General features: G+C 68.1%; 22 protein-coding genes, 1 tRNA gene and 1 pseudogene. 22 read left to right on the top strand and 2 right to left on the bottom strand.

Annotated features, from left to right (window positions below; genetic code table 11):
* The 4 genes and pseudogenes from ASE78_RS07135 to ASE78_RS07120 all read left to right on the top strand — a co-directional run.
* A pseudogene (locus tag ASE78_RS07135) lies at positions 1-583 on the top strand (3,4-dihydroxy-2-butanone-4-phosphate synthase); the annotation flags it as partial.
* A gap of 384 nt (positions 584-967) precedes the next feature.
* The gene (locus tag ASE78_RS07130) at positions 968-1,741 is read left to right on the top strand and encodes a sugar phosphate isomerase/epimerase family protein (protein ID WP_056494948.1); all 774 of its coding nucleotides are present in this window, start codon (positions 968-970) and stop codon (positions 1,739-1,741) included.
* Between the two features lie 65 nt (positions 1,742-1,806).
* The gene (locus ASE78_RS07125) at positions 1,807-2,763 is read left to right on the top strand and encodes a sugar phosphate isomerase/epimerase family protein (protein ID WP_055756191.1); all 957 of its coding nucleotides are present in this window, start codon (positions 1,807-1,809) and stop codon (positions 2,761-2,763) included.
* Positions 2,764-2,782: 19 nt separating this feature from the next.
* Positions 2,783-3,706 carry a sugar phosphate isomerase/epimerase family protein gene (locus ASE78_RS07120; protein WP_056494945.1) on the top strand — a complete coding sequence of 308 codons (924 nt, stop codon included), beginning with the start codon at positions 2,783-2,785 and terminating at the stop codon, positions 3,704-3,706.
* A gap of 87 nt (positions 3,707-3,793) precedes the next feature.
* Here ASE78_RS07120 and ASE78_RS07115 read toward each other — a convergent pair whose 3' ends face one another.
* A complete protein-coding gene (locus ASE78_RS07115) occupies positions 3,794-4,675 on the bottom strand; it encodes a helix-turn-helix domain-containing protein (protein WP_056495342.1) in 882 nt (293 codons plus the stop codon).
* 125 nt (positions 4,676-4,800) lie between these two features.
* Between ASE78_RS07115 and pobA the strand changes: the two genes are divergently transcribed.
* Genes pobA through pcaF form a run of 8 tightly spaced genes read left to right on the top strand, consistent with a single transcriptional unit; the run spans position 4,801 to position 12,195 of the window.
* On the top strand, positions 4,801-5,988 hold the full coding sequence (gene pobA, locus ASE78_RS07110) for a 4-hydroxybenzoate 3-monooxygenase (protein WP_056494941.1): 1,188 nt from the start codon (positions 4,801-4,803) through the stop codon (positions 5,986-5,988).
* Complete coding sequence (locus tag ASE78_RS07105) at positions 5,985-6,695, top strand: CoA transferase subunit A (RefSeq protein WP_056494938.1); 711 nt, start codon at positions 5,985-5,987, stop codon at positions 6,693-6,695. The genes pobA and ASE78_RS07105 overlap by 4 nt, the downstream gene beginning before the upstream one ends.
* Positions 6,695-7,324 carry a 3-oxoacid CoA-transferase subunit B gene (locus ASE78_RS07100; RefSeq protein ID WP_056495339.1) on the top strand — a complete coding sequence of 210 codons (630 nt, stop codon included), beginning with the start codon at positions 6,695-6,697 and terminating at the stop codon, positions 7,322-7,324. Before ASE78_RS07105 ends, ASE78_RS07100 begins: the two co-directional genes overlap by 1 nt.
* Positions 7,321-8,022, top strand: coding sequence for a protocatechuate 3,4-dioxygenase subunit beta (gene pcaH, locus ASE78_RS07095; RefSeq protein ID WP_056494935.1), 702 nt, complete (start codon positions 7,321-7,323; stop codon positions 8,020-8,022). The genes ASE78_RS07100 and pcaH overlap by 4 nt, the downstream gene beginning before the upstream one ends.
* A complete protein-coding gene (gene pcaG / locus ASE78_RS07090; protein ID WP_056494932.1) occupies positions 8,012-8,671 on the top strand; it encodes a protocatechuate 3,4-dioxygenase subunit alpha in 660 nt (219 codons plus the stop codon). Before pcaH ends, pcaG begins: the two co-directional genes overlap by 11 nt.
* The gene (locus ASE78_RS07085) at positions 8,668-9,810 is read left to right on the top strand and encodes a lyase family protein (RefSeq protein WP_056494929.1); all 1,143 of its coding nucleotides are present in this window, start codon (positions 8,668-8,670) and stop codon (positions 9,808-9,810) included. The genes pcaG and ASE78_RS07085 overlap by 4 nt, the downstream gene beginning before the upstream one ends.
* A 4-nt stretch (positions 9,811-9,814) precedes the next feature.
* A complete protein-coding gene (gene pcaD, locus ASE78_RS07080) occupies positions 9,815-10,993 on the top strand; it encodes a 3-oxoadipate enol-lactonase (protein ID WP_056494926.1) in 1,179 nt (392 codons plus the stop codon).
* Positions 10,993-12,195: a 3-oxoadipyl-CoA thiolase gene (gene pcaF / locus ASE78_RS07075; RefSeq protein ID WP_056494923.1), complete on the top strand. Its 1,203-nt coding sequence runs from the start codon at positions 10,993-10,995 to the stop codon at positions 12,193-12,195. Before pcaD ends, pcaF begins: the two co-directional genes overlap by 1 nt.
* 54 nt (positions 12,196-12,249) lie before the next feature.
* On the opposite strand, the gene ASE78_RS07070 is transcribed toward pcaF, so the two are convergent.
* Positions 12,250-12,339, bottom strand: a tRNA-Ser gene (locus ASE78_RS07070).
* Between the two features lie 117 nt (positions 12,340-12,456).
* Between ASE78_RS07070 and ASE78_RS07065 the strand changes: the two genes are divergently transcribed.
* The 10 genes from ASE78_RS07065 (at position 12,457) to mazG (ending at position 21,705) form a co-directional block, all read left to right on the top strand.
* Positions 12,457-13,479: a lytic transglycosylase domain-containing protein gene (locus tag ASE78_RS07065; RefSeq protein WP_235514898.1), complete on the top strand. Its 1,023-nt coding sequence runs from the start codon at positions 12,457-12,459 to the stop codon at positions 13,477-13,479.
* Positions 13,476-14,207, top strand: a complete 732-nt coding sequence (locus ASE78_RS07060; RefSeq protein ID WP_056494916.1) for an SPOR domain-containing protein — start codon at positions 13,476-13,478, stop codon at positions 14,205-14,207. Before ASE78_RS07065 ends, ASE78_RS07060 begins: the two co-directional genes overlap by 4 nt.
* Before the next feature lie 25 nt (positions 14,208-14,232).
* On the top strand, positions 14,233-15,399 hold the full coding sequence (locus ASE78_RS07055; protein ID WP_055756213.1) for a D-alanyl-D-alanine carboxypeptidase family protein: 1,167 nt from the start codon (positions 14,233-14,235) through the stop codon (positions 15,397-15,399).
* Complete coding sequence (gene tmk / locus ASE78_RS07050; protein WP_056494913.1) at positions 15,396-16,022, top strand: dTMP kinase; 627 nt, start codon at positions 15,396-15,398, stop codon at positions 16,020-16,022. The genes ASE78_RS07055 and tmk overlap by 4 nt, the downstream gene beginning before the upstream one ends.
* Entirely contained in the window at positions 16,019-16,969 is a 951-nt protein-coding gene (locus ASE78_RS07045; RefSeq protein WP_056494910.1) for an AAA family ATPase, read from the top strand. Before tmk ends, ASE78_RS07045 begins: the two co-directional genes overlap by 4 nt.
* Before the next feature lie 222 nt (positions 16,970-17,191).
* Positions 17,192-18,739, top strand: a complete 1,548-nt coding sequence (gene metG, locus ASE78_RS07040; protein WP_056494907.1) for a methionine--tRNA ligase — start codon at positions 17,192-17,194, stop codon at positions 18,737-18,739.
* Complete coding sequence (locus ASE78_RS07035; RefSeq protein WP_056494904.1) at positions 18,736-19,515, top strand: TatD family hydrolase; 780 nt, start codon at positions 18,736-18,738, stop codon at positions 19,513-19,515. Before metG ends, ASE78_RS07035 begins: the two co-directional genes overlap by 4 nt.
* On the top strand, positions 19,512-20,276 hold the full coding sequence (locus ASE78_RS07030; RefSeq protein WP_056494900.1) for an MBL fold metallo-hydrolase: 765 nt from the start codon (positions 19,512-19,514) through the stop codon (positions 20,274-20,276). Before ASE78_RS07035 ends, ASE78_RS07030 begins: the two co-directional genes overlap by 4 nt.
* The gene (locus tag ASE78_RS07025) at positions 20,273-20,914 is read left to right on the top strand and encodes a TIGR02281 family clan AA aspartic protease (protein WP_235514897.1); all 642 of its coding nucleotides are present in this window, start codon (positions 20,273-20,275) and stop codon (positions 20,912-20,914) included. Before ASE78_RS07030 ends, ASE78_RS07025 begins: the two co-directional genes overlap by 4 nt.
* A gap of 32 nt (positions 20,915-20,946) precedes the next feature.
* Entirely contained in the window at positions 20,947-21,705 is a 759-nt protein-coding gene (gene mazG / locus ASE78_RS07020; protein ID WP_056494898.1) for a nucleoside triphosphate pyrophosphohydrolase, read from the top strand.
* The last annotated feature ends 35 nt before the right edge of the window (positions 21,706-21,740 follow it).

Raw genomic sequence — 21,740 nt, 5'->3', positions numbered from 1 at the left:
GCGGATGGACGACCTCGTCGCCTTCGCGCAGTTGCACGCGCTCAAGATCGGGACGATCCGCGACCTGATCGCCTATCGCCGCCGCCACGACCATCTGGTCGAGAAGCGCGCGGAAACGGTGTTCGAGAGCGAGTGGGGCGGCGAGTGGCGCGCGATGTCGTTCTGGAACAAAGCGACGGGCAGCGAGCAGGTCGCGCTGGTCAAGGGGCGGATCGATCCGAGCAAGCCGACGCTGGTGCGTATGCACGCGCTGTCGCCGTTCGCCGACCTGTTCGGCGAAGGCGGCGAGCGCGGCGGCCTGCTGCGCCGCTCGATGCGGATCATCGCCGAGGAAGGGGCGGGGGTGGTGGTGGTCATCAACCGTCCGCGTCCCGACGGCCTAACGCTGGCGATCCATGCGCGCAGCGGCGCGCCGGTGCCCGACATGGAGGAACTGCGCGACTATGGCGTTGGCGCGATGATCCTGAACGAACTGGGCGTCGAGGACATGGTGCTGCTCACCAACACCCACCACACGCTGGTCGGCCTTGATGGCTATGGCCTGCGCGTCGTCGGCGAACGGCCGCTGCGGGAAACCGCGTAGCGAATATCAACCTGCCGCCACCGGGACGGATGATGCCGGGGCGGCCACCATGGGAGTGGATGATGCGGACGAAGGATCAACCCGGCATACGCCGGTTCGAGGATGCACGCTGCGCGGTGATGGCGGTCAGCGCATTGACCGCACTCGTCGGATCGTTCTGGATGGCGGGCATCCTGTTCTGAAAACGGGCGACAATGCGCTGGCGCTGCCTGATCGGTTCCGTCGATCGCACGGCCATGCCATTGGCGGCACAGCGTTTCCCCGGTTGCAACCTTGCGTATCGCACCGAATCCTGTACGGAACGACACACAAAATAGCGGGCAGGTGCCCGCCAGGCATACGGGCGCGGTGCGCGCCACGGGGCCGTAGAATGGGAAGGGTCCTATGTCTGCGGTCTATCAAGTATCGTCCTGTATCGAATGGCAGTTCGCGGAAGCGGGCGATCTTGCCGCGCGGCTGCGCGCCGCGCGGGACGCCGGGTTCGATCTCGCCGAATTCCACCTGTGGCGCGACAAGCCGATCGAGGCGATGGCCGCCGCGCTCGGCGAAACGGGCATGCGGCTGACCAGCCTGTGCGTCGATCCGCGCCGCTCGATCGTCGAGCCGGCCGAGCGTGACGCGATGGTCGCCGCCGTGCGCGAGACGATCGAGGCGACGGCCATTCTCGGCAAGCCCAGTCTGATCGTCGCGTCGGGCTTCCGCGTCGAGGGGATGAGCGAGGAAGCGCATTTCGCCAACGCCGTCGCCGCGCTGCGCGCCGCGGCCGATGCGGCAGAGGCGGCGGGCGTTCAACTGCTCCTCGAACCGCTCAACACCCGGCTGTTCGCGACCATGTATCTGGTCAGCACCAGCCTCGGCCTCGATCTGGTCGAAGCGGTGAACAGCCCCAACCTGCGCCTGCTCTACGATGTCTGGCACAGCGCGGTGATGGGCGAGGACATGGGCGCGGTACTCGCCGATCGCATCCATCTCGTCGGCCATGTCCAGGTGGCCGACATGCCCGACCGCAACGAACCGGGCACCGGCACGCTCGACTGGCCCGCGATCACGCAGACGCTGCGCGCGTTGGGATATGACGGGGCGATCGGGCTCGAATATTTTCCGACGATGCCGATGGAACAGTCGCTGGCGCAGTCCCGGCGGATGCTCGCCGATTGACGCCAACGCGGCCCGTCCAGATCCCCGGCGCGAACGACCGCGCCCACCAATTGCGGAATCCATCCATGCACAGCGATCAATTCGCGATCAGCCTCGACCTGGTCAATCGCCATTACCAGGAACCCAATCGCAACCGCTACGAAAGCAGGTATTTCTGGGAAGAACTCTATCCCCTGATCGGCGCGGCGGGGTTTCGTTCGATCGAGATTCCCTACGAACCGGTATGGCAGTTCGGCGGACGCAGCGGGGTTCCGATGAACCGCTACTGCGTCAACACCAAATACCAGAATGCCGAGAACTATCGCGCGGCGCTGGCCAAGGGTGACATCGATCGGGTCACGGGCCTGACGTTCGATTCCAACCTGTTCATGCGCAACGCCAACCTCGATTTCTATTTCGGCGCCACCGGTCATTTCGCGGGAGAAGCGCTGGGCCATGCCGCCGATCTGAACGCCGGGTATCTCGCGATCAGCCCGTCGCCCTATTACGGGCGCATCGCGCACTATCATCCCGACCTTGAGGACAAGGCAGCGGCGTTCGCCGACCGGATGGCCGACCTGCTCGGCGGCCTTGCGGCAAAGGCAGAGGCGGCGGGCGTCGCGCTGGTGCTGCGCAACGAATATTGGAGCGTGTTCCGCGGCGAACGCATCCTGGCGTTGCTCGACCGCTTGCCCGACAGCGTGAAGCTCGACGTCGATACCGCGACCCTGACGATCGCGGGGATCGATCCGGCGGCGTTCATCACCGCGCAGCGCGACCGGATCGGGTGCGTCCACCTGACCGACACGAGCTTCGTCGACACCGCCGGCACGTGGAAGACGCCCAACCCGGAATTCCCCGAACATCGCGCGACGCAGCTATTCCGCGATCCGGGCACCGGCGCCATCGACCTCGCGGCGATCGTCGGGTTGCTGGACCGGACGGGCTATGCCGGGCCGATCATCTGCAGCGCCCGCCAGACGCGCGACCCGTTCCGGGCGTTGCTGCGCACGCGCGCGCTGCTGAACCAGTTACAGAATTAAGCCGGACGGAGTCTCCGCGATGCCCAATATCCGCTACGCCAACATGTGCCACTGGAAGAGCATTCCCTATCGCAAGATCGATAATTTCCGGGAATTCTACTATGAGGACAATACGAACACCGCCTATTATTCGGACTGGGACAGCATCCTGAAATATCAGGCGGCACTCGGCTTCGACGGGATCGAGATCGCGCCATGGGATCTGGCCGACATCCTGCCGCTGTTCGGATCGCCCGAGAAGTTCACGGCGTTCGCGAAGGAACGCGGGGTCGAGGTGATCGGCATGTTCCACGGGGCACACGCCTCGCACCAGGCCGATCATTTCGACGAAGCGGTTCGTTCGGGCCGCGAGGCGGTCGACACGATCGTCCGGTTCGGCGGCAGCTACATGAATACCTGTCCCACGCAGAACTATTACGGTTCGGGTCCGCTGAGCCGCGACGAAGTGCAGCAATGCGCCAGGGTGATGAACGAGATCGGCCGCTACGCCACCGATCACGGCGTCAGGATCGGGCTGCACAACGAGTTCTTCTGCGCGATCAACCTGCCCAACCATCGCGAGCTGATCGAATCGACCGATCCGCGCTACGTCCATTACTGTCTCGACACCGCGCAGGTGGCGATCATGGGCGAGGATCTGCTGACCTTCTACAACGACTATCACGACCGCATCAGCACCCTCCATCTGAAGGACACCGCATCACAGCGGCAGCCCGGCAGCGTCCGCTATGCGCAGGACCCGGAGATCACCGACGACGGAACGCGCTGGTTCTGGGAACCTGGCCTCGGCACGCTCGACCTCGAAGGGCTGTACCGGTTGCTGAAGGAGCATCGGTTCACAGGCTGGATGTCGATCGAATATGACGGATCGCCCGACCTGCTCGCGTCGATGGCGCTGACGCGCTACCATCTCGATACCGTGCTGCGCCCGATCTACGACTGAACCTTCGGGAGGATTGCCCCCGCCGGTGGTGGCGATCCTCCCCGGCCCGCCGCCGCGCACGACGCGCTGGCGCGGGCGGGGGCCGGTCTATCCGCGATCGCTGCCCATCGATCGGAAAACGCGGGGCGACACCCCGGCATGACGGGTGAAGAAGCGCGTGAAATAGGCGGGATCGGCAAATCCGGCGGCATAGCCGACCTCGGCGACCGACAGGTTGGTATAGAGCAGCGCGCGCTTGACCTCGAGCACGGCGCGCTGGTCGAGCATCGCCGCCGGCGACAGGCCGGCGATCTGCGCGCAGGCGGTGCGCAGCCTGCTTTCGCTGACGCCAAGCGCGGCGGCATGGACCGCGATCTGTTCCCGCAGGCGAAAGCGTTCGTCGATCCGCGCGCGGAACCGGGCGACCAGCGCGCTCTGCTGGCCCGGAATGCCCGCCGCATCGGCCGCGATCGGCCCGCCCGCGCGCCACAGCTCGACCAGCATGCCGAGCAGCGCCGCATCGACGGCGGCACCATGGCCGGGTGCCGCCCACCCCAGTTCGCGCATCAATGCGGCGACGCTTGCCTGAACCGCGCGGAATGCCGCGCCGTCGAGCGGGATCGCGCGGGCGGACCCGAACAGCGCCGTGACGCCCGGATAGCGGGTATCGAGCAAGGCCAGATGCCGAACCGACAGGGTAACGACCGATCCGGCCGAATCACGCTGCCATGCAAAGCCGTGGACGACCCCCGACGGGACCAGCAGGACCGCCGGGGCCGTCACCGTCATCCGGTCGTCCTCCGCGCGCATCTCGCCCCCGCCCTGTTCGACGACGAACAACTGGACGAGATCGGCATGGGCGTGCGGCAGGATCGTCCATTCGCTCGGCCGTGAGCGATCGTCGAGCCGTTCGGCATGGACGAAGCCATCATCCACCGCCCGGTGCGGTTCGCCGTAGAGATAGAAGCTGGGAACCGATGCGCCGGTCATGCCGCAGGTGTACGCGAGTACGACCGGATCGTCCAACTTTTCGCGCGGCATATCCATCGTCCTCCACGCACCGACGCGACATGATGCTCCCCGGAACGGCAGACATGCCGACGGGAGAGGACAGGATGCGACAGCGCACACAGGTCGCGATCATCGGCGCGGGGCCAGCGGGGATGTTCCTTGCCCATCTGCTACATGCCCAAGGGATCGACGCCACCGTCATCGAACGCCGCGACCGCGACTATGTCGAGGGGCGGGTGCGCGCCGGCGTTCTCGAACAGGGCACCGTCGATCTGATGCGGCGCCTTGGCCTGTCGGCCCGGCTGGAGCGTGAGGGACTGGTTCATGGCGGCACCAACGTGTCGCTCGACGGGCGCATGTTCCGCATCGACATGGCGGCGCTGACCGGCGGTGCCACCGTCACCGTCTATGGCCAGCAGGAGGTCATGCGCGACCTATTCGACGCCGCCGGGGCGCGCGGGCTGGACGTTCGCTGGAATGCGAAGGACGTGACGCTCGCCGGCCTCGACAGCGACCGGCCGGTCGTGACGTGGCGTGAGGACGGCGGGACACAGCATCTCGACTGCGATTTCGTCGTCGGCTGCGACGGCTATCATGGCGTCAGCCGCGCAGCGATCCCGCCCGATGTGTTGCGCACCTTCGAACGCATCTATCCGTTCGGCTGGCTGGGGGTGCTGGCCGATGTGCCGCCCGCCGAACATGAACTGGTCTATGCCAATCACGAACGCGGCTTCGCGCTCGCCTCGATGCGATCGCCGACGCGCAGCCGCTATTATATCCAGTGCGGGCTGGACGAGGATGTCGCCGACTGGTCCGACGATCGCTTCTGGGACGAACTCTGCCTGCGCCTCGGGCCGGAGACGGCGGCGAAGGTGACGCGGGGGGCCTCGTTCGAGAAGTCGATCGCGCCGCTGCGGTCGTTCGTCGCCGAACCGATGCGCTGGGGCCGGCTATTCTTGGCCGGCGACGCCGCGCATATCGTGCCGCCGACGGGTGCCAAGGGCATGAACCTCGCCGTGTCCGACGTGACGATGCTGGGCGAGGCGCTGACCGAACGGTATCGCGAGCGTAGCGATGCCGGGATCGACGGCTATTCGGCGCGCGCGCTGGCGCGGGTGTGGAAGGCCGAGCGTTTCTCGTGGTGGTTCACCTCGGTCACGCATCGGTTCCCGACCATGGATGGCTTCGACCGGCGCATCCAGATGGCCGAACTGGACTATCTGCGCGGCTCGCCCGCCGCGCAGCGTACCCTTGCCGAGAATTACGTCGGCCTACCGCTGGAGGCGGCATGAAGCGCAAGATCTATGATACCCCGGCGGCGGCGCTCGACGGGCTGTTGTTCGACGGGATGACGATCATGTCGGGCGGGTTCGGCCTGTCGGGCAACCCTGAGAGCCTGATCCCCGAAATCCGCAGCAACGGCGTGCAGCGGCTGACGGTCATCTCGAACAATGCCGGGGCCGACGGCTTCGGCCTGTGGATGCTGCTGGATAGCCGGCAGGTCGCCAAGATGATCGCAAGCTATGTCGGTGAGAACAAGCTGTTCGAGCAGCAATATCTCTCGGGCGAACTGGAACTGGAATTGAACCCGCAAGGGACGCTCGCCGAACGCATCCGCGCGGGCGGGGCGGGCATTCCCGCTTTCTATACCAAAACCGGCGTCGGCACGGTCGTCGCCGAGGGCAAGCCGGTCGAGACGTTCGAGGGCGAGGACTATGTCCGCGAGACATGGCTGCGCGCCGACCTGTCGATCGTGAAGGCATGGAAGGCCGATCCGGCGGGCAACCTGATGTTCCGCAAGACCGCGCGCAACTTCAACCCGACCATGGCGACTGCCGGCAGGGTGACGGTGGTGGAAGTCGAGGAAATCGTGCCCGAAGGCAGCTTCGACCCCGACTGCATCCACACGCCGGGCATCTATGTCGACCGTATCGTCAAAAGCACGATCAACGAGAAGCGCATCGAGAAGCTGACGGTGCGCGAACGGGAGGACGGATGATGGGCTGGACCCGCGACGAGATGGCCGCCCGCGCCGCGCGCGAATTGCAGGACGGGTTCTACGTCAATCTCGGCATCGGCATTCCCACGCTCGTCGCCAACCATGTGCCGCCGGGTATCGAGGTGACGCTCCAGTCGGAAAACGGCATGCTCGGCATCGGCCCGTTCCCTTATGACGGCGAGGCCGACCCCGACCTCATCAACGCCGGCAAGCAGACGATCACCGCGCTGCCGACCTCCAGCTTCTTCTCCAGCGCCGACAGCTTCGCGATGATCCGCGGCGGGCATATCGACATGGCGATCCTCGGCGCGATGGAAGTGTCGGCGGCGGGCGACCTCGCCAACTGGACGATCCCGGGCAAGATGGTGAAGGGCATGGGCGGGGCGATGGACTTGGTCGCCGGCGTGCGGCGCGTGGTGGTGGTGATGGACCATGTGTCGAAGCATGGCGATCCGAAGATCCTGCCGGCCTGCACGTTGCCGCTGACCGGCAGGGCCTGCGTCGATCTCATCATCACCGACCTTGCCGTCATCGCCTGCGACAAGCCCGGCCTGCGGCTGGTCGAATGCGCGCCCGGCGTCACGGCCGACGACGTGCGCGCCAGGACCGGCGCGGACCTCGCTGCATGACCTACAAGCGTGACGATGCCGGGGCACCGCCGTCGCTGTTCCCCGAGTACGGATCGACCCGCACGCGCGCGCCGCTGCAACCGCCGTTGCGGGTGCCGCAGACCCGGACCGAGACGACCGGCCCGGCGGGCTGGGACCGGCTGATGGGGCCGGCACTCGCCGATCTGACGACGCAGCATGGCGGCGTGGCGCAGGGGCAGCGGATCATCGTCGCCGGCCGCGTGCTCGACGAGGATGGCCGTGCCGTTCCCGATACGGTGATGGAAATCTGGCAGGCCAATGCCGCCGGGCGCTACATCCACGCGAAGGACCAGTGGGACGCGCCGCACGACCCCAACTTCACCGGCGCGGGCCGCGTCGTGACCGATGCGCAGGGATGCTATCGCTTCGTCACCATCCGGCCGGGAGCCTATCCATGGGGCAATCACCATAATGCGTGGCGGCCGGCGCATATCCATCTGTCGCTGCTGGGCCCCGCGTTCGCGACGCGGCTGGTGACGCAGCTCTATTTCCCCGACGATCCGCTGATCGAGATCGATCCGATCGCGAACGCCGTGCCGATGCCCTATCGCCAGCGGCTGGTCGCGCGGTTCGACATGGACGTGACCGAGCCGAACCGGGCGCTCGGCTATCGCTTCGACGTGGTATTGAAGGGCCGCGAACAGACGCCGTTCGAGGAGGACGACCATGACCATTGACGTCGCCGACCGCCGTCCCGCACCGCGCGCCGATAACCAGGATCCGGCACTGTTCGGCCAGACCCCCAGCCAGACGGTCGGCCCCTTCTTCCACTACGGCCTGCCGTGGAAGGGCGGCGCCGATCTGGTGGGCAAGTCGGATATGGGCGCGCGCCCCGACCTGTTTCCCGAGGCGCATTATGTGCTGAACCTGTCCTCCCCCACCGGTACGCCGGCGGGCGACGCGATCGAGCTCACCGGCCGCGTGGTCGATGGCGAGGGGGCGCCGGTGCCGGACGCGATGCTCGAAATCTGGCAGGCCGATGCCGCCGGTCGCTATCATGGCGAGCCAGACGCCGATCCGCATTTCGTCGGCTTCGGCCGTGCCGCGACCGCCGCAGACGGCAGCTATCGGTTCCGCACGATCCTGCCCGGCGCGATCGGCCCCGGCCATGCGCCGCATGTCGCGGTGTCGATCTTTGCGCGCGGGCTCATCAGGCGGCTGGCGACGCGGCTGTATTTCGCCGGATCGGAAGCGGGGGACACGATCCTGTCGCTGGTGCCGGCGGAGCGCCGCCACACGCTGATCGCCACGGCAACAGGCGACGGCGTCTGGACGCTCGATTTCGTATTGCAGGGGCCGCGCGAAACAGTGTTCTTCGACCTGTGAGCGACCTACTGCGCCTCCGCCCCGCCGCGACGGCGGCCATGATCGCGGTGTTCGACGATGCCGCGACCATCGCCCATGGCTGCGCCTTCGAAACCGCGCTGGCGCGGGCGCAGGCGGCGCAGGGCGTGATCGCGCCCGAACTGGCCGACGCGATTATGGCCGGCGTCGATCCGGCGCGGATCGATGCGGCGGAACTGGCCGGGGAAGCGGCGCTGGCCGGCACGCTCGCGATACCGCTCGTCGCGCGGCTGCGGGCGATGGTCGGCGGGGCGGCGGCAATGGCGCTGCACCACGGCGCGACCAGCCAGGATGTCGCCGATACCGTACTGATGATTCAGGTCCGCGCGGCACATCGCCTGCTGGCGAAGGACGGCCAGCGGGTGCGCGATGCGCTGGCGAGGGTGGCGCGTGTCCATGCCGAACGGCCGGCGATCGGGCGGACGCTGTTGCAGGATGCGATGCCGGTCGCCTTCGGGCTGCGACTGGCGCAGGCGGCGCGGGGGATCGACGATGCGCTGGCGATGCTCGACGCGGCGGTCGGGACCCATGCGGTCGTGCAACTGGGCGGTGCGGCGGGGACACGCGCCGGACTGGATGGCAGGGGTGCTGCGATCGCGGCGCAGGTCGCCGATGCCCTCGGGCTTGGCGTTGCCGCCCCATGGCACGCGCGCCGCACCGGCGTGGCGGCGATCGGCGCGGCGCTGGGCATCCTGATCGGCGCGCTCGGCAAGCTGGCGCGCGACGTCGCGCTGCTGGCGCAGAACGGCATCGGCGAGGCGCGCGAGCCGCTGGTCGCCGGACGCGGCGGATCGTCGGTGATGGCCCACAAACGCAACCCGACCGGCTGTCAGGTCGCGCTGTCGGCGGCGATCCGCGCGCCGGGACTGGTCGCGTCGCTGCTGGCCGGGCTGCCACAGGAAGCGGAACGGGGCATTGGCGGCTGGCAGGCCGAGGGGCCGGTGCTCGCCGACCTGTTCCTGCTCGCGTCGGGCAGCGCCGCTGCGCTGGCGGTCGTCGCCGAAGGGCTGGAGATCGACGAAGCCGCCATCGCGCGCAACCTCGCCACGGCGGCGGTCGGCGATGACATCGGCGAGAGCGCGGCGATCATCGCCGATCTGCTGGCGGACGGGAAGGACTGACGCGATGGCCATGACGATTCGGGGTGGCGTGCGGCTGCACTGGCGGCTGGAGGGGGCGGCCGACCGACCGGTGCTGGTGCTGCTCAACTCGATCGGCACCGACCTGTCGCTGTGGGACCGCACCGTCCCGTTACTGCTCCCCGCCTTCCGCCTGCTGCGCATCGACACGCGCGGGGCGGGCGGGTCGGATGCGCCGGACGGCGATTACAGCCTGTCGATGCTGGCCGACGATGTCGTCGGCGTCATGGACGATGCCGGGATCGCACGGGCGGCGGTGGCGGGCGTGTCGCTGGGGGGCATGGTCGCCATGCAACTGGCGCTCGATCATGCCGACCGGGTGTCGGCGCTGGCGCTGATCTGTACCTCGGCGACGATGGACCCCGCCGCGTGGCAGACGCGGATCGACACGGTGCGCGCGCAGGGCACCGCCGCCATCGCCGCCATGGCGGTGGGGCGGTTCCTGTCGTCCGGTTTCGCGGCGCGCCATTCCGGGATCGCCGAAACCCTGCGCGACGGCATCGTGCGACAGGCCGATGCCGGCTATGCCGGGGCGGGCGCGGCGATCCGCGATATGGCGCTGGCCGGGCGGATCGCCGCGATCGCCGTGCCGACGCTGGTCGTGACCGCGATGCTCGACGTCTCGACCCCCTATGCCGGGCATGGCGAGCATCTCCTGACCATCCCCGGCGCGCGACACGTCGGTATCGAAGGCGCGCATCTGCCGCCGATCGAGGCACCGGCGGCGCTGGCGAGCGCGCTGCGCGGCTTCCTCGACGGTGACGACGCGGTGAATGCGGCGGCCGACACGTTGTTCGACGCCGGCCTGCTTAACCGTCGCCGGGTGCTGGGCGATGCGTGGGTCGATGCCAGCCTCGCGAAGCGCACCCCGTTCACCGCCGATTTCCAGGCGATGATTACGCGCATCGCATGGGGCGAGATCTGGGGCCGCCCCGGCCTCGACGACCGGACCCGCCGCCTCCTCGTCCTCGCCATCACCTGTGCGCTCGGCCGGTGGGAGGAATTCGCGCTGCACGTCCGCGCCGGGCTTCGCGAGGGCGGCTTCACCACCGACGAGCTCAAGGAAGTGCTGATGCAGACCGCGATCTATGCCGGGGTGCCCGCCGCGAACACCGGTTTCGCCGAAGCGCAAAAGATCATCGCCATGCTCGAACAGGACGCCTGATGCCCGACGCCTATCTCTGCGACGCGATCCGCACGCCCATCGGCCGGTTGAATGGCGCGCTGTCGGGCGTCCGCGCCGATGATCTGGCGGCGATCCCGCTGCGCGCACTGGTCGAGCGCAACGCCTCGGTCGACTGGGAAGCGGTCGACGACGTGCTGCTCGGCTGCGCCAATCAGGCGGGCGAGGACAATCGCAACGTCGCGCGCATGGCGGTGCTGCTCTCCGGCCTGCCCGACATGGTTCCCGGCGGCACGATCAACCGGCTGTGCGGATCGGGGCTGAACGCGGTCGGCAGCGCGGCGCAGGCGATCCGCTGTGGCGACGCCGGCCTCGTCATCGCCGGCGGCGTCGAGAGCATGACCCGTGCGCCCTATGTGATGGGCAAGGCCGGCACCGCCTTCGACCGCGCACAGCAGGTCGAGGACACGACGCTCGGCTGGCGGTTCGTCAACCCGGCGATGAAAGCGGCCTATGGCGTCGATACGATGCCGCAGACGGCGGAAAATGTTGCCGACCAGTGGCAGGTAAGCCGCGAGGATCAGGACCGTTTCGCACTGGCCAGCCAGCAAAAGGCCGCTGCGGCCATCGCCGGCGGACGGATGGCCGTCGAGATCGTGCCGGTCACGATCCCGCAACGCAAAGGCGATCCGATCGTCTTCGCGCGGGACGAACATCCCCGCGCGACCAGCCTCGACGCGCTGGCAAGGCTCAGGCCGGTCGTCCGGCCCGATGGTACGGTGACGGCCGGGAACGCATCGGGCCTGAACGACGGAGCAGCGGCAATGCTGATCGCGTCCGGGGCCGCCGCCGCTCGCCACGGCCTGATCCCGCGCGCGCGCATCCTGGGGATGGCTTCGGCTGGAATCGCGCCCCGGATCATGGGGGCAGGACCGATCGAGGCGGCGCGCAAGCTGTGCCGGATCACCGGCGTGCGTCTCGACCAGCTCGACGTCATCGAACTCAACGAAGCCTTCGCCGCGCAGGCGATCGCGACCTTGCGCGACCTGAACATCGCCACCGACGATCCGCGGGTGAACCGCAACGGCGGTGCGATCGCGCTTGGGCATCCGCTCGGCATGTCCGGCGCGCGCATCGCGATGACGGCGGCGGAGGAACTGCATCGTACCGGCGGTCGCTACGCCATGGCGTTCATGTGCATCGGCGTCGGACAGGGTATCGCCCTGATGCTGGAGCGCTGCTGAGATCGGTGCGGCCGGTGTCGTCGCCGGCCTGACCATCACGCGGCCATGCAGCGATGGCGGAAGCGGTGGGATTCGAACCCACGGAACGGTTGCCCGCTCGCCGGTTTTCAAGACCGGTTCCTTAAACCACTCGGACACGCTTCCAGATCGCAGCGCTGCCTAGAACCGGTGCGGCGTATCGCGCAAGCCCCGTCGCAAACAAGAGGGGTTCATCCGCCCCGCCGCCTGTGCCAAGACTGCGCCATGGCGGGAGACCGGGTAATGCGTATCTTCAGGACGGGGTTTGCCGCGCTTCTTGCCCTTACGGCCGGTGCATCGGCATCGGCACAGGATGAAAGCGGGTTTCAGGCGTATTTGCAGGGCGTGGCGGTCCGCGCGCGGGCGGAGGGCGTGCGCCAGGCGACGATCGATTCGGTGCTGCCGACGCTCACCTACAATCCGCGCGTCGTCGAACTCGACCGGCAACAGCCGGGCACGTCGTCGACCAGCGCGGTTCCGCGCTTCGCGCCCTACAAGGCGCGCCATGTCGATACCGCGCGGATCACGCGCGGGCGCACCGCCTATCGCGCGCAGCGCGGCCGGCTGGCGGCGATCGAGCGCGAAACTGGGGTTCCCGAGGAGATCATGGTCGCGATCTGGGGCCATGAAACGAATTACGGCAGCTACACCGGCGATTTCGACCTGCCACGCAGCCTCGCGACGCTCGCCTATGAAGGCCGCCGCCGCGCGCTGTTCGAGCCGGAATTCATCGCGACGCTCAAGATGATCGATCGCGGCGTGCCGCGCGACCGGTTGAAGGGGAGCTGGGCCGGGGCCTTCGGCTATCCGCAGTTCCTGCCGTCGATCTACCTGCGCCTGGCCCGCGACGGCGATGGCGACGGTATCGCCAACATCTGGTCGAACGAGGCCGACACGCTGGCCTCGATCGCGAACTATTTCCTCAACGCCGGCTGGCGTTCCGGTCAGCCATGGGGGTTCGCGGTCGCGGTGCCTTCGGGCTTCGACCGGGGGGTCCTGACGCCGCGCTCGCTCTCGCCGCGCTGCCCGCGCGTGTTCGAACGGCATAGCCAGTGGCGCACGATCGGCGAATGGCGCTCGCTCGGCATCGTCCCGTCGGACGGCCGACGCTACGACGACGCGGTGCAGGCAACGTTGATCGAACCCGATGGCCCCGGCGCCACCGCCTATCTGCTGACCGGCAACTACCGCGTGATCCTCGACTATAACTGCTCCAATTTCTACGCGCTGTCGGTCGGGTTGCTGGCCGACGAGGTCGCGCGGTGATCGTGCCGCTGATGATCGTCGCGCTCGCGGCCGGGGCGCAGGACACGCCACCGGTCCACGAAGCACGGCTCGACGACATCGGCCGGGCGGGGCGGACCAACGGGAGCGGGGTGTTCGTCGTCCATCGCTCGCTCGCCCCCGACAGCTTCGTCGAAGTGACCGCGCTCGATACCGGACGGATCATTCTCGCAGCGGTGAGGGCCGGTGCGCCGCTCCCGCCCGACCGTGTCGCCGACCTGTCGCCCGCCGCCGCCGCTGCACTCGGGCTGCCGGACGTTGCACTGGTCGCGATCCGCATCCGCCCGGTCACGCCCACGCCGCAGGATCAGACGGTGCTGCGCGCCGGCGGCGTGGTCGCTAGGCTCGATGCGCCGCAGCCGCTGCTGGTGGCGCTGCGCCGCCGCCTGCCGACGACCGCCCGCCCGTCGCGCGAGATGCTGCGCGCGAGCGTCTCGCCCCCCGCCCGCACGCCCAAACCCTTCCGCCCCGCAGCGCCCGTCGTCGTCGCCGCCCCGGCAACCGGCCAGTGGTTCGTGCAGGTTGCCGCGCTGTCCGACGGTCCGCGCGCCGAACAACTGGCAAATTCGGTCGGCGGCGTTGTGCGACGCACGGGCACGCTGTACCGGGTCCAGGCCGGCCCGTTCGCCACCCGCGCCGCCGCCGATACCGCCCGTGCCTCGCTGGTCCGGCGCGGCTTCGGCGACGCGCGGATGATCGCCCCAAACTAACGTCCAAACGGAAGCGTATCCCATCATGCGTACAATCGCCCTGTCGAGCATCGTCGCCCTTGCCGTCGCCACCCCGGGCATCGCCGCTGCGCCTACGTTCGAGACGCCGGCCCCGGTCGCGTTCATGACCGACCTGTCGTCGGGCGCGACGCTCTTCGCCAAGGATGCCGACCGGCGGATGCCCCCGGCGTCGATGGCCAAGATGATGACCGCCTATGTCGCGTTCGACCTCATCAAGAAGGGCGATCTGAAACTCAGCGACACCGCGCTCGTCTCGCCCGAAACGTGGCGCAAATGGCACGGGCCGCAGGCCGGCTCGACGATGTTCCTGTCGGTGAACGAGAACGTCAGCGTCGAGAACCTGCTCTACGGCATCGTCGTCCTGTCGGGGAACGACGCCTGCGTCGTGCTCGCCGAAAAGATCGCCGGGTCGGAGGAAGCCTTCACCAACCTGATGAACCAGCGCGCCAAGGAACTGGGCCTCACCAACAGCCACTTCGGCACCTCGAACGGCTGGCCCGACGAAGGCCGCACCTATGTCACCGCGCGCGATCTGGCGAAGCTCGCCTCCGCCACGATCCAGAACCATCCGCAGCTCTACAAGCAATTCTATTCCAAGGAAAACTTCACCTGGGGCAAGACGCTGGGCAGCGGCAGCGCCATTACCCAGGCGAACCGCGACCCGCTGCTCGGCAAGGTGCGCGGCGCCGACGGCCTCAAGACCGGCCATACCGAGGAAGCGGGCTACGGCTTCACCGGTTCCGCCGAACAGGACGGCCGCCGCCTCGTGATGGTGCTCGCCGGGCTGACCAGCTTCAACCAGCGCGCGAGCGAATCGGTCAAGTTCATGAACTGGGGCTTCGGCGCATGGCGCGCGCGCCCGATCGTCGCGGCGGGCAAGCGGGTCGAGACCGCCGATGTGCAGATGGGAAACGTCAACCAGGTCGGGCTGGTCGCGCCGCGCGCGCTGACCGTCACCATGCCGGCGGGCACCAACAGCCCGATGACCGCCAAGGTCGTCTACACCGGCCCGATCAAGGCCCCGATCGCCAAGGGCCAGCATATCGCCGACCTCGTCATCACCTCGCCCGACACCGGTGAACAGCGCATGCCGCTGGTCGCCGAGAGCGCTGTCGCCGAGGCCGGCTTCTTCGGCCGCGTCTGGGCGGGGCTGACCGGCCTGTTCGCTTGAGCGCCGGGCGCTTCCTGACGCTGGAAGGCGGGGAGGGGGTCGGCAAGTCGACCCAGGCCCGCGCCCTCGTCGCCGCGCTCGAAGCGCGCGGGCTCCACGCCGTGCTGACCCGCGAACCGGGCGGCAGCGAAGGCGCGGAGGCGATCCGCGATCTGCTGATGCAGGGCGACGTCCGCCGCTGGAGCGCGCATGCCGAGGCGCTGCTGTTCGCCGCCGCCCGCGCCGACCACGTCGAAAAGGTCATCCGCCCGCTGGTCGACGCCGGAAGCTGGGTCGTGTGCGACCGCTTCCTCGACAGCACCCGCGCCTATCAGGGGGCGCAGGGGATCGACGATGCGGCGATCCTCGCGCTCCACGCTTTCGGATCGCGTGGGCTCCTGCCCGATCGCACGCTGCTGCTGACCTTGCCAGAGGGGCAGGGCGACGCCCGCGCCAAGGCACGCGATGGTGACGATGCCGACCGCTTCGCCGCGCGCGACAGCGATTTCCATCGTTCGGTCGTCGCCACCTTCGATCGGATCGCCGCCAGCGAATCCGACCGTGTCCGGCGGATCGATGCCGCCGGCGCGCCCGAAACCGTGACCGCGCGGCTGATGGAAGCGCTCGCCGATCTGCTGCCATGACCCTGCGCGGCAACGCCGCCGCCCGCGCGGCCTTCGCCGCCGCGACCGCCAGCGGCGCGCTCCACCACGCATGGCTGCTGACCGGCCCCGAGGGCGTCGGCAAGGCCAGTTTCGCGCGCCAGACCGCGATCGACCTGCTCGCCGCCCGCGAGGGACGCGAGCGCACGGAAACGATGATCGCCGCCAGCGCGCACCACGGCTATCGCGAACTGGTCCGCTTGCCCAAGGACCCCGACAAGCCCGATCAGGACATCGCGCGCAGCATCGTCATCAAGCAGGTCCGCGGGCTGCAACCGCTGTTCGCCCGCTCGCTTGAACCGGGCGAACGGCGCGTGGTGGTGATCGACGCGATCGACGACCTCGAACGCGGTGCGGCCAACGCGCTGCTCAAGAACCTCGAGGAACCGCCGCCCGGCACGGTGTTCCTGCTCGTCAGCCACGCGCCCGGCCGGCTGCTCCCCACCATCCGCTCGCGCTGCCGCCAGCTTCGCTTCGATCCGCTCGACGATCACGACGTCGGCGCGGTGATCCGCGATCACCTGCCCGACACGCCGGACGACGAAATCGCCGCGCTGGTCGCGGCGGCCGAAGGCTCGCCCGGCCGCGCGCTGCAATATGCCGGGCTGTCGATCGCCACACTCGACCGCGATCTGGCCGGCATCCTCGCCGATGGCGATCCCGCCAACCGCACCCGCAGCCGGCTCGCCAAGGCGCTGTCGGGCAAGACCGCGCACCCGCGCTACCTCGCCTTCCTCGACCGCGCCCCCGCGCTGATCGCGTCGAGTGCGAAAGACCGCACCGGCACCGCCTTGCGCGACGCACTCGACGCCTATGACAAGGCCCGCGCCCTCGCCGCGATGGCCCCGGCGCTGTCGCTGGTGCCCGAGACGACCGTCTTCGAAATGGCCGGCCTGATCGCGCGCTTGGCCCAGCCAGCGGATCGCTGAGGTCAATCAAAACATCGACGAAATTTGCTCACCTCCCTGACGAGGGAGGGGTCGGGGGTGGGTAGGCCGGTTGTGGAACGCCCACCCTTCCTCGCGAACCAACCCACCCCCAGCCCCTCCCTTGTCAGGGAGGGGAGCAATGCAGAATCCGTCTTGGATAAGCAGATGGCATCGACTCCCGACCATTGCCGTTTCTGGGGCAGGACCCTAGAGCGCTCGGCTATGTCCGAACCCTATTACATCACCACCGCGATCCATTATCCCAACGGCCGGCCGCACATCGGCCACGCCTATGAGATGATCGCCGCCGACGCCATCGCCCGGTTCCAGCGGCAGGCGGGGCGCGACGTGTTCTTTCAGACCGGCACCGACGAACACGGGCTGAAGATGGTCAAGACCGCGCGCGACCGCGGCGTCGAGGTCCGCGCCCTGGCCGATGAAATGTCGGGCTATTTCCATGAGATGTCGGGCAAACTCAACATCTCGTGCGACCGCTTCATCCGCACCGTCGAGCCTGAGCATTATGCCGCGTCGCAGGCGATCTGGCAGGCGATGCAGGATGCCGGCGACCTGTATCTCGACCGCTACGAGGGCTGGTATTCGGTCCGCGACGAGGCGTTCTACGAGGAAAAGGAACTGACCGACGGCGAGGGCGGGGTACGCCTGTCGCCGCAGGGCACGCCGGTCGAATGGACCGCCGAGGAGACGTGGTTCTTCCGCCTGTCGAAATACCAGCAGCCGCTGCTCGATTTCTACGCCGCCAACCCCGATTTCATCCAGCCCGAAAGCCGTCGCAACGAAGTGCTGCGCTTCGTTGAGGGCGGGCTGACCGACCTGTCGGTATCGCGCACCAGCTTCGACTGGGGCGTGCCGGTGCCGGGCAGCCCCGGCCATGTCATGTACGTCTGGGTTGATGCGCTGACCAACTATCTGACCGGCGCGGGCTACCCGGACGCAACCAACAAATATTGGCCCGCCGCGCTGCACCTGATCGGCAAGGACATCGTCCGCTTTCACGCGGTCTATTGGCCCGCGTTCCTCATGTCGGCGAAGCTGCCCTTGCCGCACAAGGTGTTCGGCCACGGCTTCCTGCTCAACCGAGGCGAAAAGATGTCGAAGTCGACCGGCAACGTCGTCGATCCGATGCAGCTCGCCGAACTCTATGGCGTCGACGCGCTGCGCTATTTCCTGCTGCGCGACATCAGCTTCGGCCATGACGGCACCTTCTCCGACGAGGCGATCGTCGCGCGCGCCAACAGCGATCTGTCGAACAGCTTCGGCAACCTCGCACAGCGCACCTTGTCGTTCATCGCCAAGAACCTCGGCGGCGAACTACCCGCCGACGGGCGCGGCGACCCCGCCGACGCCGAACTGCTGGGCGTCATCGCCGACGCCAACGCCGCCTTCGCCCGCGCGTTCGACGATCTTGCGCTGTCGCAGGCGCTGGAGGCGTGGATGCGCGGCGTGTTCGCCTGCAACCAGTATATCGACGTGCAGGCCCCGTGGGCGCTGCGCAAGACCGATCCCGACCGGATGCACGCCGTCCTCGGCACGCTGGTCCGCGCGATCCGTGACCTCGCCGTCGCCATCTATCCGGTCGTGCCCGCGTCCGCCGCGAAGCTGCTGGCGCAACTGGGGCAGGGGGAAACCCCGCACGCGCTACTCGGCGACCATGGCTGGTACGCGGCCGCACAGGCGGAGGGCTTTCGCATCGCACCGCCGACCCCCATCTTTCCCCGACTGACGATCGAGGAAGCCCCCGCCGCATGAAACTGGCCGACAGCCACTGCCACCTGAACTACAAGGGCGTCGCGGAACAGCAGGGCGAGGTTCTTGCCCGCGCCCGCGCCGCCGGTGTCGCGTCGATGCTCAACATCGCGACCCGCGAGAGCGAATGGGACGCGGTGGTCGGCACCGCCGAGCGCGAGGCCGATGTCTGGGCGACGGTCGGCATCCACCCGCACGAGGCCGACCAGCATCCGCATATCGATACCGCCAAACTGGTCGAACGCGCCGCGCACCCGCGCATCGTCGGCATCGGCGAAAGCGGCCTCGACTATTTCTACGACCATAGCGACCGCTCCGCCCAGCAATCGAGCTTCCGCGCCCACCTCGCCGCCTGCCGTGAAACCGGGCTGCCGATCGTCGTCCACACCCGCGATGCCGAGGCCGACACGGCCGACATCCTGCGCGACGAGCTGGGGAAGGGGGCCTTTCCCGGCGTCCTCCATTGTTTCACTGGTAGCGCCGAGCTGGCCCGCACCGCGATCGACCTCGGCTTCTACATCTCGATCTCGGGCATCGTCACCTTCAAGAGCGCGCAGGATTTGCAGGCGGTTGCGCGGTCGTTGCCGATCGAGCGGTTGCTGATCGAAACCGACGCGCCGTTCCTCGCCCCGGTGCCGCATCGCGGCAAGCCGGGCCAACCGGCGTTCGTCGCCGACACCTGCCGGTTCTTGGCCGATCTGCGCGGCGAGGATGCCGACACGCTCGCCGAGACGACCTACGACAATTTCCACCGCCTGTTCGCGAAAACCCGCGCGTGAAGCTGCGCATCCTCGGATCGGGAACGTCCTCGGGGGTGCCGCGCATCGGCAACGACTGGGGTGCCTGCGATCCGGCGAACCCGCGCAACCGCCGCACCCGCGTCTCGGCGCTGATCGAGGCGAACGGCACCCGCATCCTGATCGACACCGGCCCCGACATGCGCGAGCAGTTGCTGGCGGCCGATGTCGCCGATGTCGATGCGGTGCTGTGGACCCACGACCACGCCGATCACTGTCACGGCATCGACGATCTGCGGCAGTTGTTCCACAATCGCGGCGAACCGGTCCGGGGCTATGCCCGCGCCGACACGCTCGACAGCCTGAAGGCGCGGTTCAACTATGCGTTCGCGGGCAGGGCGGGCTATCGCCCGACGATCACCGGCGCGCTGCTGCCCGACGACATGACGGTCGGGCCGATTCGGGTACGCTGTACCGACCAACCGCATGGCTCGATCCTGTCCGCCGGACTACGCTTCGATACCGGCGGCCATTCAATCGGATATGCCACCGATTTCAGCGCCGTAACCGACGATATGCGCAGCCTGTATGAAGGTGTCGACGTGCTGGTCGTCGACGCCTTGCGCATCAAACCGCACCCGACGCATCCGTCGCTGGCCGAGGCAATCGACTTCGCGCAGGACGTACGGGCAGGGCGGTCGATCCTGATCCACATGGACCATTCGATGGACTATGCGACGCTCGCTGCAACGCTGCCGGCGGGCATTGAGCCCGGCTACGACGGGCTGGAAGTCCTGTTGTGAGCGACGACCGGACGCTCTGGCTGATCTTCGGTCTGGCGATGCTGGTCCTGCCGCTGGCATCGCTGATCGCGCGGCGTCCGTCGATCGGCGACGTGCTGCGCGCTGTCGTCGGCTGGATCGTCATCGTCGGCATCGTCTATGTCGTGATCGCCCAGCGCGACCGGATCGCCACGGCCTTCGCCGGCCTCAACGAACGCATCGGCGGCGCCGAACAGACCGTCGACGGCGACACTGTCCGCATCCGCGCCTCGGCCGATGGCCATTACTGGGCAACCGTCCGGCTGAACGGCGTCGAACGACGCATGCTGATCGACAGCGGCGCGACGATCACCGCGATCTCCGACGACACCGCACGCGCCGCCGGCATCGAACCGCGCCGAAGCCCGCCGGTACTGCTCAACACCGCCAACGGCGCGATCCGCGCCGAACGCGGCGTTGCGCAAACCGTCCGGCTCGGCGGTCTGGAAACGCGCGACCTCGGCGTGGTGATCTCGCCGACGTTCGGCCGGTTCGACGTGATCGGCATGAACTTCCTGTCACGCCTCGATGGCTGGCGGGTGGAACGCGGCACGCTGATCCTCGAGGGAAGTTCGAAGTTGAATATCGGCAACTCGACTTTTTCGAACCAAAGCCAGTAATTTTACATAATGTTAATTATCGGACTGGCGGAATGACGGATATAACGGCACGGATCGTCACGATCATGGCCCGGCTACGCGACCCGGTGAATGGCTGCGAATGGGACCGCGCGCAAAGCTTCGCGACGATCGCACCCTATACCATTGAGGAAGCCTATGAAGTCGCAGACGCGATCGCCCGTGGCGATCCTGACGATCTGAAGGACGAACTCGGCGACCTGCTCCTCCAGGTCGTCTTCCACAGCCGCATCGCCGAGGAAGCCGGCCTGTTCGACCTCAGCGACGTCGTCACCGCGATCAGCGAAAAAATGGAACGCCGCCACCCGCATATCTTCGGCGATGCCACCACCGGCGGCCAACCAATGTGGGAACAGATCAAGGCCGCCGAACGCGCGACGAAAGCCGGAGCAACCGGTGCGCTGGCAGGTGTGGCGCTGGGCCTGCCAGCGCTCAGTCGGGCGGAAAAGTTGCAGAAGCGGGCGGCACGGGTCGGCTTCGACTGGCCCGACGCGGCGGGGCCGCGCGCCAAGATCGACGAGGAATTGCGCGAGGTGGAGACGGCCGCACCCGACGATCGCGTCGGGGAGGTCGGGGACCTGCTGTTCTCGGTGGTCAACTGGGCGCGGCATCTCGGCATCGATGCGGAGGCAGCGTTACGCACCGCCAACGCCAAGTTCGAACAGCGCTTTGCAGCGATGGAAGCCGGCGATCCGCACTTCGCCGAACGATCGCTGGAGGAACAGGAAGCTGCATGGGTGCAAGCAAAACAACGGCTTGCCTCCCTGCCCTGACACCCGATCTCAATTAGTCCGCGAAAAAACGTCCG

Source organism: Sphingomonas sp. Leaf25 (genome assembly GCF_001421635.1).
Lineage (GTDB): Bacteria > Pseudomonadota > Alphaproteobacteria > Sphingomonadales > Sphingomonadaceae > Sphingomonas.
The sequence above is the reverse complement of the archived record's forward strand: the minus strand, read 5'-3'. Positions and strand labels throughout refer to the sequence as shown.

Coding starts and splice junctions, on each gene's coding strand:
- ASE78_RS07130 (WP_056494948.1), top strand. CDS start 968: ATGTCTGCGGTCTATCAAGTATCGTCCTGTATCGAATGGCAGTTCGCG.
- ASE78_RS07125 (WP_055756191.1), top strand. CDS start 1,807: ATGCACAGCGATCAATTCGCGATCAGCCTCGACCTGGTCAATCGCCAT.
- ASE78_RS07120 (WP_056494945.1), top strand. CDS start 2,783: ATGCCCAATATCCGCTACGCCAACATGTGCCACTGGAAGAGCATTCCC.
- ASE78_RS07115 (WP_056495342.1), bottom strand. CDS start 4,675: ATGACCGGCGCATCGGTTCCCAGCTTCTATCTCTACGGCGAACCGCAC.
- pobA (WP_056494941.1), top strand. CDS start 4,801: ATGCGACAGCGCACACAGGTCGCGATCATCGGCGCGGGGCCAGCGGGG.
- ASE78_RS07105 (WP_056494938.1), top strand. CDS start 5,985: ATGAAGCGCAAGATCTATGATACCCCGGCGGCGGCGCTCGACGGGCTG.
- ASE78_RS07100 (WP_056495339.1), top strand. CDS start 6,695: ATGGGCTGGACCCGCGACGAGATGGCCGCCCGCGCCGCGCGCGAATTG.
- pcaH (WP_056494935.1), top strand. CDS start 7,321: ATGACCTACAAGCGTGACGATGCCGGGGCACCGCCGTCGCTGTTCCCC.
- pcaG (WP_056494932.1), top strand. CDS start 8,012: ATGACCATTGACGTCGCCGACCGCCGTCCCGCACCGCGCGCCGATAAC.
- pcaD (WP_056494926.1), top strand. CDS start 9,815: ATGGCCATGACGATTCGGGGTGGCGTGCGGCTGCACTGGCGGCTGGAG.
- pcaF (WP_056494923.1), top strand. CDS start 10,993: ATGCCCGACGCCTATCTCTGCGACGCGATCCGCACGCCCATCGGCCGG.
- ASE78_RS07065 (WP_235514898.1), top strand. CDS start 12,457: ATGCGTATCTTCAGGACGGGGTTTGCCGCGCTTCTTGCCCTTACGGCC.
- ASE78_RS07055 (WP_055756213.1), top strand. CDS start 14,233: ATGCGTACAATCGCCCTGTCGAGCATCGTCGCCCTTGCCGTCGCCACC.
- ASE78_RS07045 (WP_056494910.1), top strand. CDS start 16,019: ATGACCCTGCGCGGCAACGCCGCCGCCCGCGCGGCCTTCGCCGCCGCG.
- metG (WP_056494907.1), top strand. CDS start 17,192: ATGTCCGAACCCTATTACATCACCACCGCGATCCATTATCCCAACGGC.
- ASE78_RS07035 (WP_056494904.1), top strand. CDS start 18,736: ATGAAACTGGCCGACAGCCACTGCCACCTGAACTACAAGGGCGTCGCG.
- mazG (WP_056494898.1), top strand. CDS start 20,947: ATGACGGATATAACGGCACGGATCGTCACGATCATGGCCCGGCTACGC.